The organism is Paludisphaera rhizosphaerae (assembly GCF_011065895.1).
Classification (GTDB): domain Bacteria; phylum Planctomycetota; class Planctomycetia; order Isosphaerales; family Isosphaeraceae; genus Paludisphaera; species Paludisphaera rhizosphaerae.
The window spans coordinates 169,500-187,457 of the sequence record NZ_JAALCR010000002.1; the positions used below are offsets into that span (position 1 = coordinate 169,500).

At 65.0% G+C, this 17,958-nt stretch carries 16 protein-coding genes; 7 read left to right on the forward strand and 9 right to left on the reverse strand.

Annotated elements, in window-relative coordinates; all coding sequences use genetic code 11:
• Window positions 1-10 precede the first annotated feature (10 nt).
• From G5C50_RS03300 to G5C50_RS03310, 3 genes are all read right to left on the reverse strand, one after another.
• Window positions 11-1,078, reverse strand: coding sequence for a Gfo/Idh/MocA family protein (locus G5C50_RS03300; RefSeq protein WP_165064894.1), 1,068 nt, complete (start codon window positions 1,076-1,078; stop codon window positions 11-13).
• A gap of 82 nt (window positions 1,079-1,160) precedes the next feature.
• Window positions 1,161-1,658, reverse strand: coding sequence for a DinB family protein (locus G5C50_RS03305; RefSeq protein WP_165064897.1), 498 nt, complete (start codon window positions 1,656-1,658; stop codon window positions 1,161-1,163).
• Window positions 1,659-1,690: 32 nt separating this feature from the next.
• The gene (locus G5C50_RS03310; RefSeq protein ID WP_165064900.1) at window positions 1,691-2,773 is read right to left on the reverse strand and encodes a TolB family protein; all 1,083 of its coding nucleotides are present in this window, start codon (window positions 2,771-2,773) and stop codon (window positions 1,691-1,693) included.
• Window positions 2,774-2,867: 94 nt separating this feature from the next.
• Between G5C50_RS03310 and G5C50_RS03315 the strand changes: the two genes are divergently transcribed.
• The 4 genes from G5C50_RS03315 to G5C50_RS03330 all read left to right on the forward strand — a co-directional run bounded on the left by G5C50_RS03315 (window position 2,868) and on the right by G5C50_RS03330 (window position 7,300).
• Window positions 2,868-3,419, forward strand: a complete 552-nt coding sequence (locus tag G5C50_RS03315; protein ID WP_165064903.1) for a cob(I)yrinic acid a,c-diamide adenosyltransferase — start codon at window positions 2,868-2,870, stop codon at window positions 3,417-3,419.
• Window positions 3,420-3,557: 138 nt separating this feature from the next.
• On the forward strand, window positions 3,558-5,246 hold the full coding sequence (locus G5C50_RS03320; RefSeq protein ID WP_165064906.1) for a hypothetical protein: 1,689 nt from the start codon (window positions 3,558-3,560) through the stop codon (window positions 5,244-5,246).
• Window positions 5,247-5,555: 309 nt separating this feature from the next.
• The gene (locus G5C50_RS03325) at window positions 5,556-6,344 is read left to right on the forward strand and encodes a LuxR C-terminal-related transcriptional regulator (protein ID WP_240906939.1); all 789 of its coding nucleotides are present in this window, start codon (window positions 5,556-5,558) and stop codon (window positions 6,342-6,344) included.
• 149 nt (window positions 6,345-6,493) lie between these two features.
• Entirely contained in the window at window positions 6,494-7,300 is an 807-nt protein-coding gene (locus G5C50_RS03330; protein WP_165064912.1) for a vWA domain-containing protein, read from the forward strand.
• A gap of 16 nt (window positions 7,301-7,316) precedes the next feature.
• On the opposite strand, the gene G5C50_RS03335 is transcribed toward G5C50_RS03330, so the two are convergent.
• The 4 genes from G5C50_RS03335 to G5C50_RS03350 form a co-directional block, all read right to left on the reverse strand.
• Window positions 7,317-8,369 carry a hypothetical protein gene (locus G5C50_RS03335; RefSeq protein WP_165064915.1) on the reverse strand — a complete coding sequence of 351 codons (1,053 nt, stop codon included), beginning with the start codon at window positions 8,367-8,369 and terminating at the stop codon, window positions 7,317-7,319.
• Complete coding sequence (locus G5C50_RS03340) at window positions 8,369-10,774, reverse strand: hypothetical protein (protein WP_165064918.1); 2,406 nt, start codon at window positions 10,772-10,774, stop codon at window positions 8,369-8,371. Before G5C50_RS03340 ends, G5C50_RS03335 begins: the two co-directional genes overlap by 1 nt.
• A gap of 119 nt (window positions 10,775-10,893) precedes the next feature.
• Window positions 10,894-12,045, reverse strand: coding sequence for an iron-containing alcohol dehydrogenase (locus tag G5C50_RS03345; RefSeq protein WP_165064921.1), 1,152 nt, complete (start codon window positions 12,043-12,045; stop codon window positions 10,894-10,896).
• Entirely contained in the window at window positions 12,042-12,347 is a 306-nt protein-coding gene (locus tag G5C50_RS03350) for a putative quinol monooxygenase (RefSeq protein ID WP_165064924.1), read from the reverse strand. Before G5C50_RS03350 ends, G5C50_RS03345 begins: the two co-directional genes overlap by 4 nt.
• Before the next feature lie 143 nt (window positions 12,348-12,490).
• Between G5C50_RS03350 and G5C50_RS03355 the strand changes: the two genes are divergently transcribed.
• Both G5C50_RS03355 and G5C50_RS03360 read left to right on the forward strand, forming a co-directional pair.
• Window positions 12,491-13,291, forward strand: a complete 801-nt coding sequence (locus tag G5C50_RS03355; protein ID WP_165064927.1) for a hypothetical protein — start codon at window positions 12,491-12,493, stop codon at window positions 13,289-13,291.
• Window positions 13,201-14,880: a glycosyl hydrolase gene (locus tag G5C50_RS03360; protein ID WP_165064930.1), complete on the forward strand. Its 1,680-nt coding sequence runs from the start codon at window positions 13,201-13,203 to the stop codon at window positions 14,878-14,880. The genes G5C50_RS03355 and G5C50_RS03360 overlap by 91 nt, the downstream gene beginning before the upstream one ends.
• 5 nt (window positions 14,881-14,885) lie before the next feature.
• Here the strand turns inward: G5C50_RS03360 and G5C50_RS03365 are convergent, their stop codons facing one another.
• Window positions 14,886-15,272, reverse strand: coding sequence for a response regulator (locus G5C50_RS03365; RefSeq protein WP_165064932.1), 387 nt, complete (start codon window positions 15,270-15,272; stop codon window positions 14,886-14,888).
• Window positions 15,273-15,712: 440 nt separating this feature from the next.
• On the opposite strand from G5C50_RS03365, the gene G5C50_RS03370 reads away from it, so the two are divergent.
• Window positions 15,713-15,985, forward strand: coding sequence for a hypothetical protein (locus G5C50_RS03370; RefSeq protein ID WP_165064935.1), 273 nt, complete (start codon window positions 15,713-15,715; stop codon window positions 15,983-15,985).
• Window positions 15,986-15,996: 11 nt separating this feature from the next.
• Here G5C50_RS03370 and ggt read toward each other — a convergent pair whose 3' ends face one another.
• Window positions 15,997-17,754, reverse strand: coding sequence for a gamma-glutamyltransferase (ggt, locus tag G5C50_RS03375; protein WP_240906940.1), 1,758 nt, complete (start codon window positions 17,752-17,754; stop codon window positions 15,997-15,999).
• Window positions 17,755-17,958 lie beyond the last annotated feature (204 nt).

Below are 17,958 nucleotides of genomic sequence, written 5' to 3' on the forward strand. Positions count from 1 at the left end.
GGGGCCGCTGTCAGAGGCTCGGATTCGAGAATTCCCGCAGCGGCAGCGTCACCGGCACCTGGTGGCGCGAGCTGCGGGCGACGGCCTCGGTGAACTGCATGTACCGGGCGCCGGTGGCGAAGTCCGTGTGGGTCACCGGGCGCTCGCCTCGAATCGCCGCGATGAAATCAGCCTCGACGTTCCAGTCGCCGCGCATGGAGTCGGGGATCGGCAGGAGCTTGGGGACCTGTTCGCCTCGGCGGAGGCCACGGATCTCATTCTTCAGCAGGTCGTAATAGATCGACCCTTCCGATCCGTGGAGGGCCACGCTCATCGTCCGCGGTCCCCACGTCACGGCGCTCAGTCGGTAGACGCCGACCGAGTCGTCTTCGTGGGTCGTGAGAACCTGGACGGTGTCTGGAGTGCCGACGGGCTTGGTCTTGTTGGTTTCGGGATCGAACCGCTCGGGAATCAGCTTCGAGGCGTAGGAGAGCACGCGATTCGCTGGTAGGACCCAGCGGAGTACCGTTTCATACAGGATGCCCAACGTGAGCATGTTGAAGCCCGAATATCGGGTCTTCTGCCGCCAGCCCATGGGCGTCGCGGGATCAGCCAGCTCGTCCGTTAGGCCGTCGACGTGGACCTCGCGTAACTGGCCGAGGAATCCCTTCTTGAGCAGCGAGCGGATGAACTCCTCGCCGGCGAGCCCGTAGGGACTGGGGACGACCATCGCGGTTTGGCCGGGGCACTCGCGAGCCTTATCGAGCATCCGTTGAGCTTCGCGGGCGTTCATCGCCATCCGGGCCTGCGTCAGCACGTGTTTGCCGGCGTCGAGCGCGGCCAGCGTGACGGGGCAATGCAGATAGGGCCAGGTGCCGATCAGAACTGCGTCGATCGTCGGGTCCTGGATGACGTCTTCCCAACTGCCGTAGGTCTTGGGGATCTTGAGTTCGCGTGCGGCGCGCGCTGAGGAGTCGCGCCGGCGATTGCAGACGCCGGCCAACTCAACGCCCGGGATCGCCTGAAACCCCGGAGCGTGACGGGTGCGGACGATCGCCCCCGCGCCGATCACGCCGATACGAATCGTCCCCCTCGGCATGCGCCCGTCCTACGGCTGATCACGTCCCGTCGAAAACCCCCGGGCGGTCAAATTCGTCCGCCCGGAGATTGTATCGGCCAGGTCAAAGAGCGATCGGCAGATTCAGCTTCCTTCGGACGGCCACGAACTGCCCGGCGTGGAGGATCGGATGCGTTCCCGCCAGGTGGATAAGCTGTCCGACCGTCGGGGCGAAGGGTGGGAGCTTGCCGCCGGCGGCTTCCTCCTTGTCGAGTTCCTCGTCGGGGAGCGAATTGAGCAGGCCGAGCGTCGCCTCGCGCTGGGTCTTCCAGAGCCCCAGGTACTCCTCGGGCGAGAGGAACTTGGAGGCGTCGTCGTTCGAGGTGTGCTCGCGATCGTGGTTCGCTTCAAAGCCTTCCGGCAACGCCGGCGACGAGCCGGGACGGATCATCTCCATCATGCGCCGCTCGCCGGAGATCAGGTGTCCGAGCTGCCAGGCGATATGGTTCATCCCTGGCACAGGGCGGATCAACAGGTCCGACTTCGACAGACCTTCGAGGTAGGTCTGCATGATCCTCTCGGAGCCGGCGAACGCCTTGCGGATCAGGTCCTTGGCCGTCATGTTCGTTCCATCCTACGGGAGAGAGGGTGACTTCAGGGATTGGCCGCCGCTTTGGGCTCGGGAGCGGGGGCGAGCGTGAAATCGGCGATGAAGAGCTGGCTGTTGCGGTCAGTGCCGCGAGCGTTTGACGTCCACATCATCTTCGAGCCGTCTGGACTGAAGACCGGGAGGCCGTCGAAGCCGTCGTGATACGTCAGCCGTTCTTCGGCCTTCGTATCGACGTTCATCAGGTAGACCTCGTAGTTCGAGTGGCCGTGGCGGCTGGTCGAGTAGATGATGTGCCTGGAGTCCTTGTACCAGAACGGCCCCCAGTTGACCGAGTCCTCATTCGTCAGGGCTCGTTCGTCGGTCCCCTCCGCGTTATTGACGTAGAGCTGGAGCATGTCGTTCTCCTTGCGGTCGCTGCGGTAGACGATCCGCTTGCCGTCGGGCGAGAAGAACGGGCCTCCGTCATAGCCCTTGGAGTTCGTGATTCGCCGAGGATTCTTGCCGTCAACGTCCATCACGTAGATCTCGGCGTCGCCGTCGCGGAACGACGTGAAGACGATCTGTTTGCCGTCAGGCGAGAAGCTTCCCTCCGCATCATAGCCCTGGGCATCGGTGAGGCGCGTCAGCCCCTTGCCGTCGAGATCGGCGCGAAAGACGTCCATCCCTTCGGGAAAGCTCCAGCGGTATCGGCTTCCGGTTCGGCTGTAAGCGGTCCGGGGCCCCGAGGGCGACGGGTTCAGGTGGGTCGACCCGAAGATGATCGACCGGCCGTCGGGAGAGAAGAAGGCGCAGGTGCAGGCGCCCTCTCCCGTGCTGACCATCCTCGGGCGGGCGTTCGCGGCGAGGTCGGCCACGTAGATCTGGTACTCGTACTGGTTCGATTTGGGCTCCAGGAAGACGGCCTCAGGGAGGTTCGGAACGGCCTGGAAGACGATCTGCTTCCCGTCTGGGCTGAAGTAACCCTCGCCGGCTCGGAAGAAACCGAAAGTCACCTGCCGAACGTTGGTCAGGTGCTTCGATTCCAGCTTGGCGACTTCCTCGGCGGAAAGCGGTCGCCCGCTTGATCCGCCGGTTTGAGCGGTCAAGGCGGCGGTCAGCAAAAGGGCGGACGTCAGGGTGGGCGACATCGGCTCGGGCCTCCTATGCTTCCTTCGGGGTCCTGGATCGCCTAGTATAGAGCCCGAGATATGGTATCGCCATGAGGCACGAGGCGCCGCCGAAGTGAAGATCTACACGAAGACGGGCGATGAAGGGACCACCGGCATCCTGGGAAGCAAGCGGCTCCGCAAGGACGACGCCAGGATCGAGGCCTACGGAACGGTCGACGAACTGAATGCGGCCATCGGCGTGGCGCGAGCCCACGCGCTGGAGGCGACGGAGGACGAACTCGCCGCCCGGATCCAGGACGACCTGTTCACACTGGGCGCAGCACTGGCTGACCCGAATCCGGAAGGCCCGTTCCACAATCAGATCAACGACGAGCACATCGCCGCCCTGGAGAAGGCCATCGACGACCGCGTGGCTGAACTCGCTCCCATGCGGAGCTTCATCCTCCCCGGCGGCGCACCGGCCGCAGCCCAACTCCATCTGACGCGGACCGTCTGCCGACGGGCCGAGCGCCTGGTGGTTCATCTCGCGAACCTGGCCGACGAACACGTCCCCTCGCCGGTCCTGATCTATCTCAACCGCCTGAGCGATCTCCTTTTCGTCATGGCGAGGACCGTCAACCACCACGCCGGCGTTCCCGACGTTCCGTGGATTTCGAAGAAGTGAGGATCGATCGACGATCCATGACCACGGGCTGATCCTCTGGGGATTCCCGTGGTCGCCTTTCGGGGGGCGTCGGTAGACTCGATGGTTTCGAGTCGCCCTCGTTCCGTATCACCCTGAAGGGTCCACAAGGATCGTCTCATGAGAAACACTGGCCGTCGTTTATCCTGGCTCGCCTACGCGGCGGCCGCTCTTCTGACCGGCCCGCTGCACGCTGGTGCGGCGGAGACCACCGGAATCTGGAAGCTCATCGTCCTGGCCGTCGGCGCGGACGAACTCGCGATCGTCGATCTGCACCGTAAGGACGGTCAGGCCGAGGGCGTGCTCGTGAGCGGCCGGGAACGGCTTCTCGACAAGGCCCGCGTGGAAAACGTCAAGCTTGAAGACGGACGGACCTCGTTCAAGCTGACAGGCGGGCTCGCCATGACGTTCGACGGAGCGCTCGCGACCGACGGTCCGAACGCAGGGAAGGTCTTTGGCACGGTCGACCTCGGCAACTCCATCTTCCCCGCGCGTCTGGAAAAGACGACCGAGGAGAAACTCGGCCCGGCTCAGAGCGGGGCGATGAACCAGGACTATTTCGCGGCTCGAAGCGACCGTGACCCGAAGTCCTCGATCGACAAGCTCAAGAAGCTGATCGAGAAGAACGACCATTCCCCCGTCTGCTACGCGTTCTATGAAGGGATTCTGCAGAAGGCTCAGGCGGCCGAGATCCCCGTCGCCGAGGTCGAGGCCTTGCTGGCCGACTGGCGGCGCGAGGCGGCTCCCTACGGACCCGTTTGGACCACCGAGGTTGCGAAGAAGGCCCTGACCGCTCTCGCGGACCAGAAGGTATACGCTGAGACCGCGCTCACCTTGGGCAAGGAGATCGAGGCGGGCATGCCGGCCGACGCTCCCGCGGAGTCGCGGGTCGAGGTTCTGAAGTTGCTCGCCTCCGCCGCGAAGAACAGCGGCAAGCCTGATCTCGCCGCCGACGCCGAGAGCCGCGCCGCGAAGTACGACGCCCAAATCGACGAGGAGTACCACACGAAGGTCCCCCCGTTCAAGCCGACCCCCTATGCGGGCAAGGTCGGCGGCAAGCCCGTCGTCTTTGAACTGTTCACCGGCGCTCAGTGCCCCCCTTGCGTCGCCGCCGACGTCGCTTACGACGGCCTGCTGAAGACCTACAAGCCGACCGAGTTCATCGGACTTCAGTATCACCTTCACATCCCCGGCCCGGATCCGATGACCACGAAGGAGACGCTCGACCGCGCCAAGTACTATGCGGAGGACTTGAGGGGAACTCCTTCCACGTTCATCAACGGCCGCTCCGAAGCCGGCGGCGGCGGGTCGATGGCCATGTCGGAAGGGAAGTATTCGCAGTATCGCGAAATCGTCGACAAGCTGCTCGAAGAGAAGCCGGCGGCGGAGATCGTGCTTGACGCCAAGCGGAAGGGCGATGAGATCGCGATCGTCGCTCAGGCCAAAACGGATGCGAAAGGCCAGAACTCCTCCATCAAGCTGCGTCTGGCTCTGACCGAGGAGTCGATCCGTTACGTCGGCGGTAACAAGCTGCGGTTCCACCACCACGTCGTCCGCGCCCTGCCCGGCGGCGTCGAAGGGACCGCGATCGCCGACAACGCCGGCAAGCTTGAGATCAAGTTCGACCTCGCCGAACTGCGAAAGAAGACCCAGGAATACCTCACCGAGTTCGCCGAGACGCGACCCTTCTTCGCCGCGCCACCCGCGCTCGATTACAAGAATCTCTCAGTCGTGGCCTTCGTCCAGGACGACCACGACAAGTCCATCCTGGGTGCGGCGTCGGTCCCCGTCACCGAAGCCACTCCCTGATTGACGTCCCAGCCGGACGAGCCCGTCATCGGGCTCGTCCGGCTTTTTTTTGTCCCATCGCGTAATGATCGTTGATGAGACTCGTATGCGAATTAGCCCTAGACGACGAACTGCATCCATGCTATGATTGATTGCATGCGGGGCAAACTGATCTCGATGAGGCTCTGCGATTCGATTAAGTTGTGCCCCCGCGATCGGTCACAAACGCTGATTCGCGTCTTATGGTAGGAAAAGACAGAGTCTTAGTCGGACTGGCCCATGCATTAAGGAGGGCAGGACGTGGCGGGCGGAAGTGGGCGAGAACGTCGAGTGCATCGGTCGTACAAGCCGGCCGTCGAGGGGATCGAGGCGCGCCGCCTGCTATCTGGCGCCACCCTCGCCGCGACGTTGTCGGTCCCGACGACAGATCACCAGACTCTCCTCGACTCCGCATCATCGCCTTCCATTTACCCAGACTCTCCGGTCTCCTCCGGTAACGCCTGGGACGCAGCCCTCCTCGACGCCCGGCTCGATGATTTTTTCTCCAGCCTCGGCACCGCGACCGAGGAACCCCAGGTCGTCTCGACGCTCGACCAGGAGGCGATGGCCTCGGGTCTTAACCAGCTCGACCGATATCTGACCTCGTCATGGAAGCGTGCAGGGGTATCCCCCCAGTCGTACGAGGACTCCTCGCAGGCGGTGTACATCACCCTCCTCCAGCAGCTTGGTCGGAGCCGGTTCGACGCCATGTTGAGCGACGTCGGCCGTTGGGGGATCAAGGAGGTCTTCAGCAAGGAGACCGACGAGGGCCAGGACTTCTTCCGCGCCGTGGACATGGTCAAGAAGCGAGTTCAGCGGGAGCGGACGTATCAGCCGCTCGACGACGCCGCTTTCGCCGCGGCCGATCTGGAAACCCAGTCCCGACTCGACGCTCTTCGCGAGGTCATGGACCGGACGCTCACTCCCCGCGAGGCCAGCCTCATCCAGGAATCCCTGAAAGGGCTGACCCCCTCCGAGATCGCCCTCCAGTGGGGCGTCGCCCCCAAGACGGTCAGCAACGAGAAGACTCGCGTGCTCAACAAGCTTCGCGACGTCCTTCAGGGCCAGTTGGCGGACTGACCGCCGCGCTTCGTCCTGTCTCGACATGCTAGTCGGAAAATCCTGGGACGAGCCGTCAAGGCGAATTCGCCTGGCTCCTCGTGATTTGCGCGCGTAAGCTGTTTCTTGAGCGAGACGGCCCCTTCGCGCCCTAAAGTCGAGGAAGCCTGATGCGGTCCGCGATTCCATCCTGCGTTCTCGCGCTTCTGGCTGCGTGTTCATTCGCGGCAGGCCAGGAAGGATCGTCGAAGCCCCCAGCCGATGCCGGGAAGAAGCTCGCGCCCGTCGCGCCCCCCTCCGATCGCCGGAAGGTCAAGGTCGACGAGAATCCCCGGGTCATGACGCCCGAGGAGATCGAGGCCCGCAAGAAAAGCCCATTCCTCCGGCCGCCTGGTGCTCAGGATGACGAGCACTACGAACCCGAGGATCTTCGCGACCTGCCGCCGTGGAGTCACGCGAGTTTCTTCGGGATTTCAGCACGCGGACGGTTCATCGTCTATGTGCTGGACCAATCAGGCAGCATGATCGACGACGACCGGATGGTTCGAGCCACCAGCGAGCTACGGCGGAGCGTGAACGCGCTGCACAGCCCCCAGAAGTTCGAGGTCATCTTCTACAACGACCTCGCAACCACGATGCCCGGCGGGCCGACGCCCCGCGAGGCCGATCAGCGCACGAAGGAGCAGCTTCGGAACTGGCTCCATCTGATTGACCCTGACGGCGGCACCAGTCCGAAACGGGCCGTGCTCCAGGCACTGGGGATGCGGCCTGACGCCGTCTTCTTGCTCTCGGACGGCGATTTCCCGGAAGGAACCGTCGAGTCGATCGCCGCCGCCAACGGCCGCAAGGTGCCCATCCACTGCGTGGACCTGGCCGGCGGCCTGGCTGGCGACGCCCTCCAGAGGATCGCCCGTGAGAGTGGCGGACGATACGCCTCGCGCCCCGGGAGCCTGCACGACGTCGGCTCGGGGCGCTGAGGACGCACCGCGAATCTCACTGAGTCGCCGAGACCGAGCCCATCGGGCTTCCTCGGATCGTCATCCCCTCGGGCAAAGGCCGGGCGGCCACGCTGAACCCGCGATCGTTCAATTCGTCGCGGAGTTGGCGGTAGAGCGCGAAGCTGTCCGGATAGACCCACATCGTCACGACGGCCCGTCCGGGACTCAGCCGGTTGAGGGCCCGCGAGTATTCCGAGATCGGGTTGCGGGTTGATTCATAGGTCTCTCCGCGGGACTCAGAGGTCGGGACGACTTCCCAACCCCGCAGGTCGAAGCGAATGCTGTGACGCTCAATCAACTCCTCGATCCCCGACTGGGCCCGCCCGAGAACGTAGCTCAATTTGAACGAACCGACGGGACCGACCTGAGACGCCAGGATCCCCGTCCGCTCCGCCATCCTCAATCGAACCTGGGCATCAGACTTGGCCAGTTCCAGGAGACGTTCCAGATCGATGAAGCTGATCCGATTCCGGTGCAGCTCGAAGTGGAACTCCTCGGCGCGGGCCGGTCGGGCGACGGGGTTCTTGCTCAGGATCGAGGTCGCTTTCGGGAGCGGCAGGTTCCGAAGGTTGGCGACCTCGTTCGCCAGGTGGTCGCGCTCGGCCTTAAGGACTCCCCCCTTGGCCGAGACCCGGGCGATCTGCGTCGACGGATCACGAACGCGAAAGGCCAGCTTGCGCGCTCGGGCCGCGTCGAGCGCCGCCTGATTCGCGGAGGCTGCCAGCATCTGCTTCGCCTCGGCGGCTCGCGACTCCGCCAGGGCCCGATCTCGCGCGGCGGCGTCGCGCTCGGCTTCGGCCTTGGCGATCGCCTCGCGGTCCAGCGTCGGAGCGGGCGGAGGAGCAGCGGGCTCGGGCTCGGGTTCCTCCTCGATCTCGATCACTTCGGGGACCGGGGCCGGAGAGGTCGCGGCGATGGCTGGAGCAGGCGAGGGAACGGGCGTATGGTCGGGCTCAGCGGGCCGAGGGCGGTTCACGAGGAAGGACAGGAGCAGCAGCCCGGCGAGGACGCTCGTGACCGTCAGCGCGTCTCGAAATCTGGAGGTCATCACCACACCCCCTGCTCGAGGAACCGAGGATTCTGAGCCCCGGCGACCTGGAGCGACATCGGCCAGTTCAGCCCCGAGAAAAGGATCTGCCGACGAGCTTCCCAGAAGTTCTGGGCGCCGTCCTCCTCCACCAGGAACTTGACCCGAGGCCTGGGACGGATGCCCGGATCGACCTCCGCTCGCTTTCGAGCCACGGCCTCCAGGTTGCGAACGAACAGATCCTCGTCGCGGCGAGTCCTCAACGCCTGGTTGGTAATCCGGTAGCCGCCGGGCTGAATCGTGAGGCCGTCCGTCCCGCAGGCGACGACGATCTCGAACGGGATCTCCACAGCCGTCTCCGGCTTCTCCTCGTCATTAGGGATCAGCGGCTTCATCTCAGGATCCGCGGAAGCCGAAGCTCCCGGCGCTCCCCCAGAACCGGCTCGACCGGATTCGGAATCGGCGCCGATCATTAGACCCGGAGAAGGTTGCGAATTCGACGAGCCGAGCCCGATCGGCGAGCCCATTCCCGAGCCGAGGCCGGCGAGGCGCGGCATCGAAGTAACGCTCCGCGGGGGATTTCCCGAGGCGTTCGCCGGAGGCGTCATTCCACCGGCAGCGTTGCTTCGAGCCGATGAGCCACGGGCTCCTTCACTGTTTTCCCCCGTCGCAGGTTGGGCGCTTCCTGCGGGCGGCCCGTTCGACGCTCCCCCGCCCCACATCAGCCCACCCATGGACTGAGGCGATTCCGTACCGGAGCCGCCTGCCGGCGCGGGCTGGAGGTTATCGTCGAACGCCCCTGTCGTGGACTTCGGAGCTTCCAGTTGGTTTCCACTGCCCGATCGTCGTGCGAGCCCTTGCCCGGCCGTCGTGCCTGGACGCCTGGTTGACTCGCCAGCACCGGCGTTGGCAGGGCGACCTCCGTCAGCCCCACGTGCGATCCCACTCGGCGGAATTCCGGCTCCTTGCAGTCCGCCGGCGTCGCCTCTCCGCTGCAGGTTGAGGATCTCGTCGGCTAGTGTGCCGGGCTCATCGCCGTTCTCGGCAGGCCCTCGTTCCGAGGGGTTACGGCCCGTCCCATAGGGACCTCGCAGCCAATCGTCGCCCCCGATCGCACCAACGCCTCCACTGCCCGCCGGGCGGGAGCCGCTGCCTCCTCGAGTCGTTCCGCCGGCACCCATCGGGCCGCCTGGTGGGCCTTCCTGCTGGCCCTCGGCTCCCTGACGGCCGACCGCGCCGAGGCCTGGCCGGGAGGTCGGCCAGACGAAGTCGCCCGGCGATTCGGTTCCGGCATTCGATCCATTTCCGCCGGAAACGGGTTTGCCCCCTCGTCCTGCGTTGAAGGCCTGGGCGATCGTCCGTGCGTCGTCGTTCCCGGGCCAGGAGAGGCCTTCGCCAGAGCCTGGCTTGGCCGTCCCTCCTGACGTCCTTGATCCTGTCGAGCCAGCGGGCGAGCCCGCGAGACCCGACGAAGGGACGGAGATCGACGGCGAGCCGTCCCAGGTGGCGAGGTCGTCGTAATTCGGGACGTGAATATCGAGATTCTGCTCGACCAACTCGTAGCCGAAGGCGATTCCCAGCGGTTCCAGACGAGATCGGATCTCATAATAGGCGCGGACGCCGTCGGGCCGGACGAGGAAGACGAAATAGGGAACCACGGGCGAGCCGTCCGGGCTTCCCGCCGTTTTGACCTTCAGCAGCTCTCGAGCGATCGCCACGACGACCGGGCTCGATCGCGGGGTCATGATCCCGGCGAGGTCCGTCATGTTGAACGTGGGGCCATTCGGCTTGATCGTCACGGCCCCGGACGTGCACTCGATGACGATCGGCCGCTTCCAGGTTCCGTTCTCGCCCTGGTAGGGAAGAACGGCGTAACTCCCCTCCCCCGGCGCCTTGGCGATCGCCGCTTTGAGGGCGTCGCGCTCCTGGACCAAAACGTCGCGCTGGGCGGCGAAGGCGTCGACTTCGCGATCCAGCCTGTTCGACTTCTGCTCAAGCTGAGCGATCTGCGTCTTGACGAGCATCTCGCGTCGTCGCCAGCCTTCCGATTCGGCGGTCGCCTTCTTTCGGGCTGCCTCCAGGCTGGCGGCTTCGCGGTCCAACCGTTGAGCCTCCGCGCGTTCGCGGGCGGTCGCCTCGGAGATCTGTGCCAGAGCCTTCGGCGTTGGATCTTCGGGGACCGGTTGCGGAGGGGACGGAGCGACGGTCGGCCGAGGCTTCTTGACGACCTTCGGCGGAGGTTGGGGGATTGGGGCGGGCTCGGCAGCCGGACTCGCATTGACGACCTCGATCGTCTGCGGTTTCCTGGCGTCCAGGAGCGACTGTCTGTGGATCGAGACGACCAGGTGCAGCGCTCCACCCAGGCTCGCCACAATCAGGGCGAGCATGGCGAGTTCCGCCTGGATCCTTCGCTTGCCGATCGCCACCGCCCCACCTCCGCGTCCTTGCGCTCTGAGCGCATGGTCCGGATCCAGCGCCTTTTTGCGGCGTAGCTACTAGATCGGATCGGCGGGGCTTGAGCCTTGAATCGGTGAAGCGGACTTGATCAGTCGGCCGCCGCCAGGATCGCTCTAAGTCGATCCTCGGAAAGCGGTACAGGATTCCCCTTCATGCTGCTGGCACGCTGAGCGCCCGCGATGACGGCGTCCTGATCGGCCTGTGAAGCGTTCAAACGCAGCGGGGCGATCGCGAGTCTCGCGCAGAGGTCGCGAACCCAGGCGACTCCGTCGTGAACCTCGGCGTTCGGATCGCCGGTCAGCATCGTCGCGACTTCGCGATAACGTCGCATGGTCTGGTCGCCATCGCCCCGGATCTGCAATTCGGCGATGTTCGCCTCCATCACGAACGGAAGCAGCCGAGCGCAGATGGCCCCGTGATGGAGCCCGAACATTCCACCCAGAACCCCGGCAAAACCGTGAACGGCGCCGAGCTTTGCGTTTGCCAAGGCGAGACCTCCCAGCAACGAGGCGACCGCCATGTCCTCCCGCGCTTCCCGGTTCGAGCCGTCTCGAAAGGCGGCTTCCAGTGAACGGGCCGCGCGGGTGATGCCCTCGCGACAAAGACCATCGGTCATCGGGTTGGCAGCCAGGCTCACGAAGGGCTCGATGAGTTGCGTCAGAGCGTCCATACCCGTGTAAGCGGTGACCTCGGGCGGGACGGTGAGAGTCAGCGCCGGGTCGACAAGAGCCACGCGCGGGAGCATGTCCGGGCTTCGCAGGCTGACCTTCACGCGATGCTCGGGAACGTCGAGGACCGCGTTGCGCGTGACCTCTGAGCCGGTTCCCGCGGTGGTAGGGATGGCGATGAAAGGGAGCGGGGACGCGGTCAGAGGTCGACCTGCTCCCACGACCTCAAGATGATCGAGCAGGCTGCCGTACTGAGTCGCCATTGCCGCGGCGGCCTTGCCCGCATCGATCACGCTTCCGCCGCCGATGGCGACCACCACGTTGCAGTCCTCGGCGCGGGCCATGGCGGTCGCCGCCTCCACCGTCTGGAAGCGGGGTTCGCCTTCGACGCGGAACGCGAGGCTGGCGATGTCGAGATCGGCGAGCCGCGCGCTGAGAACCTCGCCGTATCTCCCCTCTCGTCCGAGAACGAGCAAGGCCTTCGAGCCGAGTTCCTTGATCATCCTCGGGAGTTGCTCGAAGGCTTCCCAGCCGAAGACAATGCGGCCCGCGGTGGCGAACTCGAAGTTCATGATGCGTCGTCGATCGGGTGGATCAGCTCGAATTTCGCCGATGATCGCTGGCCGGACTGCATCGCGGCAGCCTTCTCCGCCCAGGCGGCGTAGTGAGTCGTCTCCTTGTGAGCCGCGAAGCCTTCCGGCGTGCGGTAGATCTCATAGAGCGAGAACTTCGTCGGGTCGTCATTCTGCTGCAGGACGTCGAAGCGAAGGCAGCCCGGCTCCTGAAGGCTGCCGCGCGAATTCTCGACGCAAGCGGCGCGGAAGGCCTCGACGCATTCCGGCTTGACCTGGATGTTGGCGATCACCACGAACATGAACGGACCTCCCGGGGGCTCTCGACGATCAAGGCGACATCTTAGGCTGCGGCCGTCGATCGCTTCAAGCAGAGCACGCTGCAAGTGGGCCGAGATTTGACCTAGACTGGAGTCGGACATCCTCCTCCAGCCCCCGAACCGACATGCCCGCACCCCTCCTGCTCACGGCCGCGGCCCTTGCGTTCCTCGCCGAGCCGACGTCGCTGGCCCCCATTTCCGCCCGATCCTTCCACGTCGCTCCCGATCAGCCGGCGAGGCTCGACTGGAAGCCCATCGGCGATGGCGAGCCGAGCCTGGAATACCTCGTCCGGGACTACACCGGCGCGGAGGAGGCTCGTGGGAAGGCTGCGGTGGTCGATGGCGTCATTCGGGTCGAGCGATCGTTCCGACAGGGCTATCACGAGGTCGAATTCCCCGCGACCTCCCAGCGATTCGGTGTACTCGCTTTGCCCAAGGCCGAGGGAGATCCGGATCCCTTCTTCGCCATGGACGCAGCCATGTCGTGGCTCGTTCGCGACGATCAGACCCGCGACGAGTTGATCGCCTTCGCAAGGGGCGTCGGCCTGAGCATGATTCGCGAACGGATGACCTGGAACGCAATCCAGCCGGCCCCCGACCGCTGGGACTGGGAGGCCGGCTCTCGCTTTGAGCGGCTTCAGCATTCCTATCACGCCGCCGGCATCCCGTTCTGGAGATGGGCCATGATGCTCCCCGATGGGCTGGGCGAGTCGGCAAATACTCGAAGGATCTCGTCGCCACGGCGGACGCCTGGCGCACGATCGGCCAACGCTGGAGCCGTTACTGGGGAGGCGTGGAGATCTGGAACGAGCCCGATATCAGCTTCGGCGGTGACATGCCCGGCGATCAGTACGCCTCCTACGCCAAGGCCGTCGCCTACGGTCTGCGTCGTGCTGAAACGCCGGCGCCGATCGTCGGCGGCGTGACCGCCCGTTTCGCGCCGACGTTCCTCGACGACTGCGCATCGGGCGATCTGATTCGACGAATCGACGCGTTCAGCTTCCACGACTACGGACCCGCGATGGCGTTCGAGGATCTCATCGCCCAGTATCGCGAATGGCTTCGGACTTCAGGGGTGGCCGACCTCCCGCTCTGGGTGACGGAATGCGGCTGGCCCTGGAATCGTGGTCCGGAGCGGCCTCCCGTCGACCAGGATCGCGCCAGCGCGGCGCAGATCGCGATGAAGGCCGTTGAGGCCCGTGCTTGCGGCGTCGAGCGATTCTTCACGTTCGTCTATCCCTTCTATGAGGAGAACGCCAAGAACTTCAGCGTAATGGACCGCCGCGCGACGCCGCTGCGCTCCATGACGGCCTATGCCCAGACGATGAGGGCGCTCAAGGGGCTCCGCTACGTAGGGGATCTCCATTGCGACGACTCGCGAATCGCCCGCGCTCGGGTCTTCGGCGACGAGCTTCGCGCGGTCGTAGTTCTTCACTCAGCGACGCCTGAGGCCGAATTCCGCAAGCGTGGACCGATCCAGCTCGGGGCGATTCCTCGTCGTGTCGAGGGAGCGGACGGCCGTGAGCATGCGGTTCGAGACGGACGATTCGAGATGGCCGATGGGTTAGCCTTCGTCTGGTTCGACGCTGCTGCGCTAAAAGGGCTCGTGGATAGCAACACTCGCGCAGGAGGTCTGCATCCCGGCCCTCGATCGTCTAGAGTCGCTCAAGCCGAGCCGATCGTGCTCCGGCTTCGGTTCGATCCGGCGCACGTCACGCCGAGCTCAAGCGGTTACCACGTCAAGTCGCCCTCGCGGACGCTGCCGGTGGTCGTTGATGCGATGAACCTTGGGGACTCTGCAGAGTCTCTCGACCTCACGTTGACCGTCGGGTCGAAACCGATCGACGGCGTCCGAAAGGCCTCGGTCGGTCCGCGGTCGCAGGCGGAGTCGCGCTGGGAAGTGCCGCTCGCTGGCCGCTTCGCGGATTTTGAGCCCCTGCAGCTCCAGGTCGCGGCCAGGGGGAGCGGCAGTGTGCGCGATCGTTTGGCGTTCACCCTCCTGGGCGAGCCGAGCTTTGAGGAGGCTGTCGCGCATCTCAAGACGAGAGAACGTCTGCCGATCGACGATCTGACGCGATGGTCTCCCAACGTCGGCGCAGGCGGCGAGATGAGGATGGAAGTCGCGGAGGGGTCAGGTTGGCGGCTGGTCACCCGTCATCGACCGAACACCGACCGCTGGGTTTATCCCTTCTTCCGTCTTCCCCCGTCGGTCGACCTCTCCGATGCGAAGGGCCTGCTCGTCCGCGCCCGCTGCAAATCGAACGCCCAGGTTCGCGTCTTCCTCTGGGAGGGAGAATCCGGCGTGGGTTATATCAACGGCTCGAGCCTGATCCCGGCGGACGATCGCTGGCACGCAGCTCGCGTCGACTTTCGAGCACTCGAACGCAGCCACGCCAACGCGATCGACCCAAACGGGAAGCTTGATCTGAAGGACGTGCGCAAGATCAGCATCGGCGTGAACGATCAGGTCGACGCGAATGAGTTGGAAATCGGCGACGTCTTCGTCGTTCGGTGAGGGGTTCAGGACCGAGCGGCGTGAACCCGTCCGAGCAACGAGACGAGTGCGTCCTTGCCGACCGGTTTGACCAGATGGTCGGAGAAATCCAGCTCGGACCAGTCCGCATCATCGGGCGCGTACCCCGTGACGGCGATCAGCGAGGCCCGTTCCAGGCCCGCATCGCGGAGGCTTCGCGCAACGGCGTAACCGTCGATATCCGGGAGCGAGAGGTCCAGCAAGACCACGTCCGGGTCGAAACCCGTGGCCGTTTGGATCGCCGAACGACCGTCGTAGGCCACGGCTACTTCGTACCCGTGCATCCGAAGCAGCATGGCCGTGGTGTCGGCGGTGTCGCGATTGTCCTCGACGATGAGGATTCGGGCGACGCCGGTGGGAGCAATGCTGTCCATGGACGAAACTCCAGCCCATTCGCAGACGACGCGGGTGGCTTCTGCATCCCGAGCTTGAATCAATGCAAATTCGGATCCATTGCCTCGCATCGACCTATCCGCGCTGCACCGCGCGTCGATTCTACGCAACATGCGAGCAAGGCAATGACGTCACGCAATCAGTGGTCAGGCTTCTTCGCGTTTGGCTGCGATTTGTGGGTCTCTCGCTTCGAGTTCGATTCGTCGAACGTATCGGGATCTGTGGTCTCCCGCAAGAACGATCGCTCGATGCTCGCCGATTGTTCATCTAGCCATGGGTGTCAGTGATGGGTCGCTTCACAGCGATTGAACGGTTCTCGGGGAATGAACTCTGGGAGAGGACGAATACACTCCCGACCCGGAGGACCGCCGATGAAGTTCCGCGGACCGACGGCGAGCGAGACACGATTTGGGAGGATGCCATGAAACCCATCTTCGTCCAGGTTAGGAACGGTGAGAAGGACGTCCGCTGGCTGCCTTTGTTCGGCTTCGCCGTTCTGTTGATCGTCGCAGGAGCGGCGATCTGTGAGGCGCTTGCGTATGTCGTAACTGGCGACGTCGTTGTTGCCGCCGCGATTCTCGGGGCGATCGTCGGGCTCTTCCTGGCAGTCCGCCAGATCATCGCGACGATCGCCTATCAGCCGATCGTTCTTCCTGAGAGCGAGGACGTCGAGCACGACGTCCTCGCTTCCTGACGACGCGGCGATCAGTCGCCCGACGCTTTGACGGTAGCCCGGCGAGTATCCGGAGCGCCGTGGAGCTTGCCACCGGGGACGTCGACGACGATGGAGTTGGCGTCCCCCTGGCGGTCGGCGAGTCTCCACTTGTGGCCCAGATCCGTCAGGGCTTTGAGTGTCGCCTCCGGCCAGTTGCGGCCCTCGAGCGTCAGCACGTCGGGAAACCACTGGTGATGGGTTCGATGCTGGTCGACCGCAGCCTGAGCGTCGAGACCGAATTCCAGGACGCCCAGCACCACCCAGAGCGTGGTGTTGGGAATGGTCCGCCCGCCGGGAGAGCCGGTGACCAGGTGAACCTTGCCCTCTTTCAGAACGATCGTCGGGCACTGGGAGCTTAGCATCCGTTTGCCGGGGGCGATCTGGTTGGGATAAGTCCCGATCGCTCCAGCGTCGTCGGTACGACCAGGGCGGAGGTTGAAGTCGCCCATCTCGTTGTTCAGGATGAACCCCGCCCCCTTCACAACGGCCTTTGCGCCGTAGCTCTCCTCCAGGGTGTACGTCATCGCGACGGCTCCGCCCTCTCCGTCGACCACAGAGAAATGCGTGGTGTGGTTGGGCTCGGTGGCGATGATCGGAAAGGGCGCGAGATGCGCGCTGGGGGTGGCGTGCGAGTCGTCGATTGTCCGCGCCAACTCGTCGGCGACGGCCTTGGAAGTTAGCTCTGCGACGGAGACGTCAACGTAGTCGGGGTCGGCGATCTTCGTCGCCCGGGTGAAGTAGGCGCGTCGCATCGCCTCGGTCACGCGGTGGAGCGTTCGGGGCGATTGCGGGCCGTCAGCGCGGAGGTCGTAGCGCTCGAGGATGTTGAGCATTTGGCAGAGGACGATCCCACCGGACGCCGCAGGACCCATGCCGTAAACGTCATAGCCGCGGAACGTCGTATGGACCGGCGGCCGCTCCTTGGCTCGGTAGTCGGCCAGATCCTTCTTCGAGATCCAACCGCCGCGCTCGGTCATGTACGCAGCGATCAGGTCGGCCGTCCGTCCACTGTAGAACTCGTCCGGTCCCTCGGCGGCGATCCGTTCGAGCGTCGCGGCGAGGTCGCCCTGGATGAGTCGGTCGCCGCCATGCCAGGGTTGGCCGTCGGGCTTGCCGAAAGCGGCGATCGATTCAGGGAAGTCGACCATGCGATTCTGAAAAGCCGGCCGACCGGGAACGCTGGCCGGTGCATCCGGGTTGTGGGGGCGGAGCTGCCCGTTGAGCGCACGAGCCAGTTCGTCGGAAATCTCGAATCCCTCACGAGCCAGCTTCACGGACGGCGCGACGAGGTCGCGCCAGGGGAGCCGGCCCCATTTCGCGTGCGCTTCGCCCAGTCCACGAACCGTACCAGGGACCCCAGCCGCCCAGGCTCCAGCGCGGTGTCGAGGAAGGAGTTTGCCCTCGGCGTCGAGATACATCCGAGGCTTGCCCGCGCCCGGCGCTGTCTCGCGGAAGTCGAGCGTGACAATCTGCTTGGACTTAGGGAGGTAGGCGACGATGAAGCCGCCGCCGCCGATGTTTCCGGCTTCGGGAAGGGTCACAGCCATCGCGAACGCCGTGGCCACGGCCGCGTCGATCGCGTTGCCGCCCGCCCGCAGGACGTCCCGGCCGACGTCCGCCGCATTCGACTCCTGCGCCGACACGACGTATTTGCTGAACGTCCCGCCCTGTCCCAGGGCGCAGGTCGGCAGGACCGTCGCCAGGATCAGGCACAACGCCGCGCGCGCGGCTCCACTTCGACTCGTCACGCAATCTGACATCGGCTCGTCCGTCTCGACCTTTTGGGTGTGATGCGTCGTCGCCCACGCGATCGGGTCGGGCTGATCGAGCGGGGTCTCTCTGGGGGATGTCGGCTTACTGACTACGCTGAGCGAACCGGACCGCCGACCATAATCCTGACCTCATCAGAAGCGGCAGCAGCAGTTCGGAGTCAAGCGGTGTGGGCTAAGGGA

Bases quoted from the DNA above. Each gene is read 5' to 3' on its own strand.
- G5C50_RS03345 (WP_165064921.1), bottom strand. From the start codon at position 12,045: ATGAACTTCGAGTTCGCCACCGCGGGCCGCATTGTCTTCGGCTGGGAA.
- G5C50_RS03305 (WP_165064897.1), bottom strand. From the start codon at position 1,658: ATGACGGCCAAGGACCTGATCCGCAAGGCGTTCGCCGGCTCCGAGAGG.
- G5C50_RS03355 (WP_165064927.1), top strand. From the start codon at position 12,491: ATGCCCGCACCCCTCCTGCTCACGGCCGCGGCCCTTGCGTTCCTCGCC.
- G5C50_RS03335 (WP_165064915.1), bottom strand. From the start codon at position 8,369: ATGACCTCCAGATTTCGAGACGCGCTGACGGTCACGAGCGTCCTCGCC.
- G5C50_RS03350 (WP_165064924.1), bottom strand. From the start codon at position 12,347: ATGTTCGTGGTGATCGCCAACATCCAGGTCAAGCCGGAATGCGTCGAG.
- G5C50_RS03300 (WP_165064894.1), bottom strand. From the start codon at position 1,078: ATGCCGAGGGGGACGATTCGTATCGGCGTGATCGGCGCGGGGGCGATC.
- G5C50_RS03320 (WP_165064906.1), top strand. From the start codon at position 3,558: ATGAGAAACACTGGCCGTCGTTTATCCTGGCTCGCCTACGCGGCGGCC.
- G5C50_RS03365 (WP_165064932.1), bottom strand. From the start codon at position 15,272: ATGGACAGCATTGCTCCCACCGGCGTCGCCCGAATCCTCATCGTCGAG.
- G5C50_RS03370 (WP_165064935.1), top strand. From the start codon at position 15,713: ATGAAACCCATCTTCGTCCAGGTTAGGAACGGTGAGAAGGACGTCCGC.
- G5C50_RS03330 (WP_165064912.1), top strand. From the start codon at position 6,494: ATGCGGTCCGCGATTCCATCCTGCGTTCTCGCGCTTCTGGCTGCGTGT.
- G5C50_RS03310 (WP_165064900.1), bottom strand. From the start codon at position 2,773: ATGTCGCCCACCCTGACGTCCGCCCTTTTGCTGACCGCCGCCTTGACC.
- G5C50_RS03360 (WP_165064930.1), top strand. From the start codon at position 13,201: ATGCCCGGCGATCAGTACGCCTCCTACGCCAAGGCCGTCGCCTACGGT.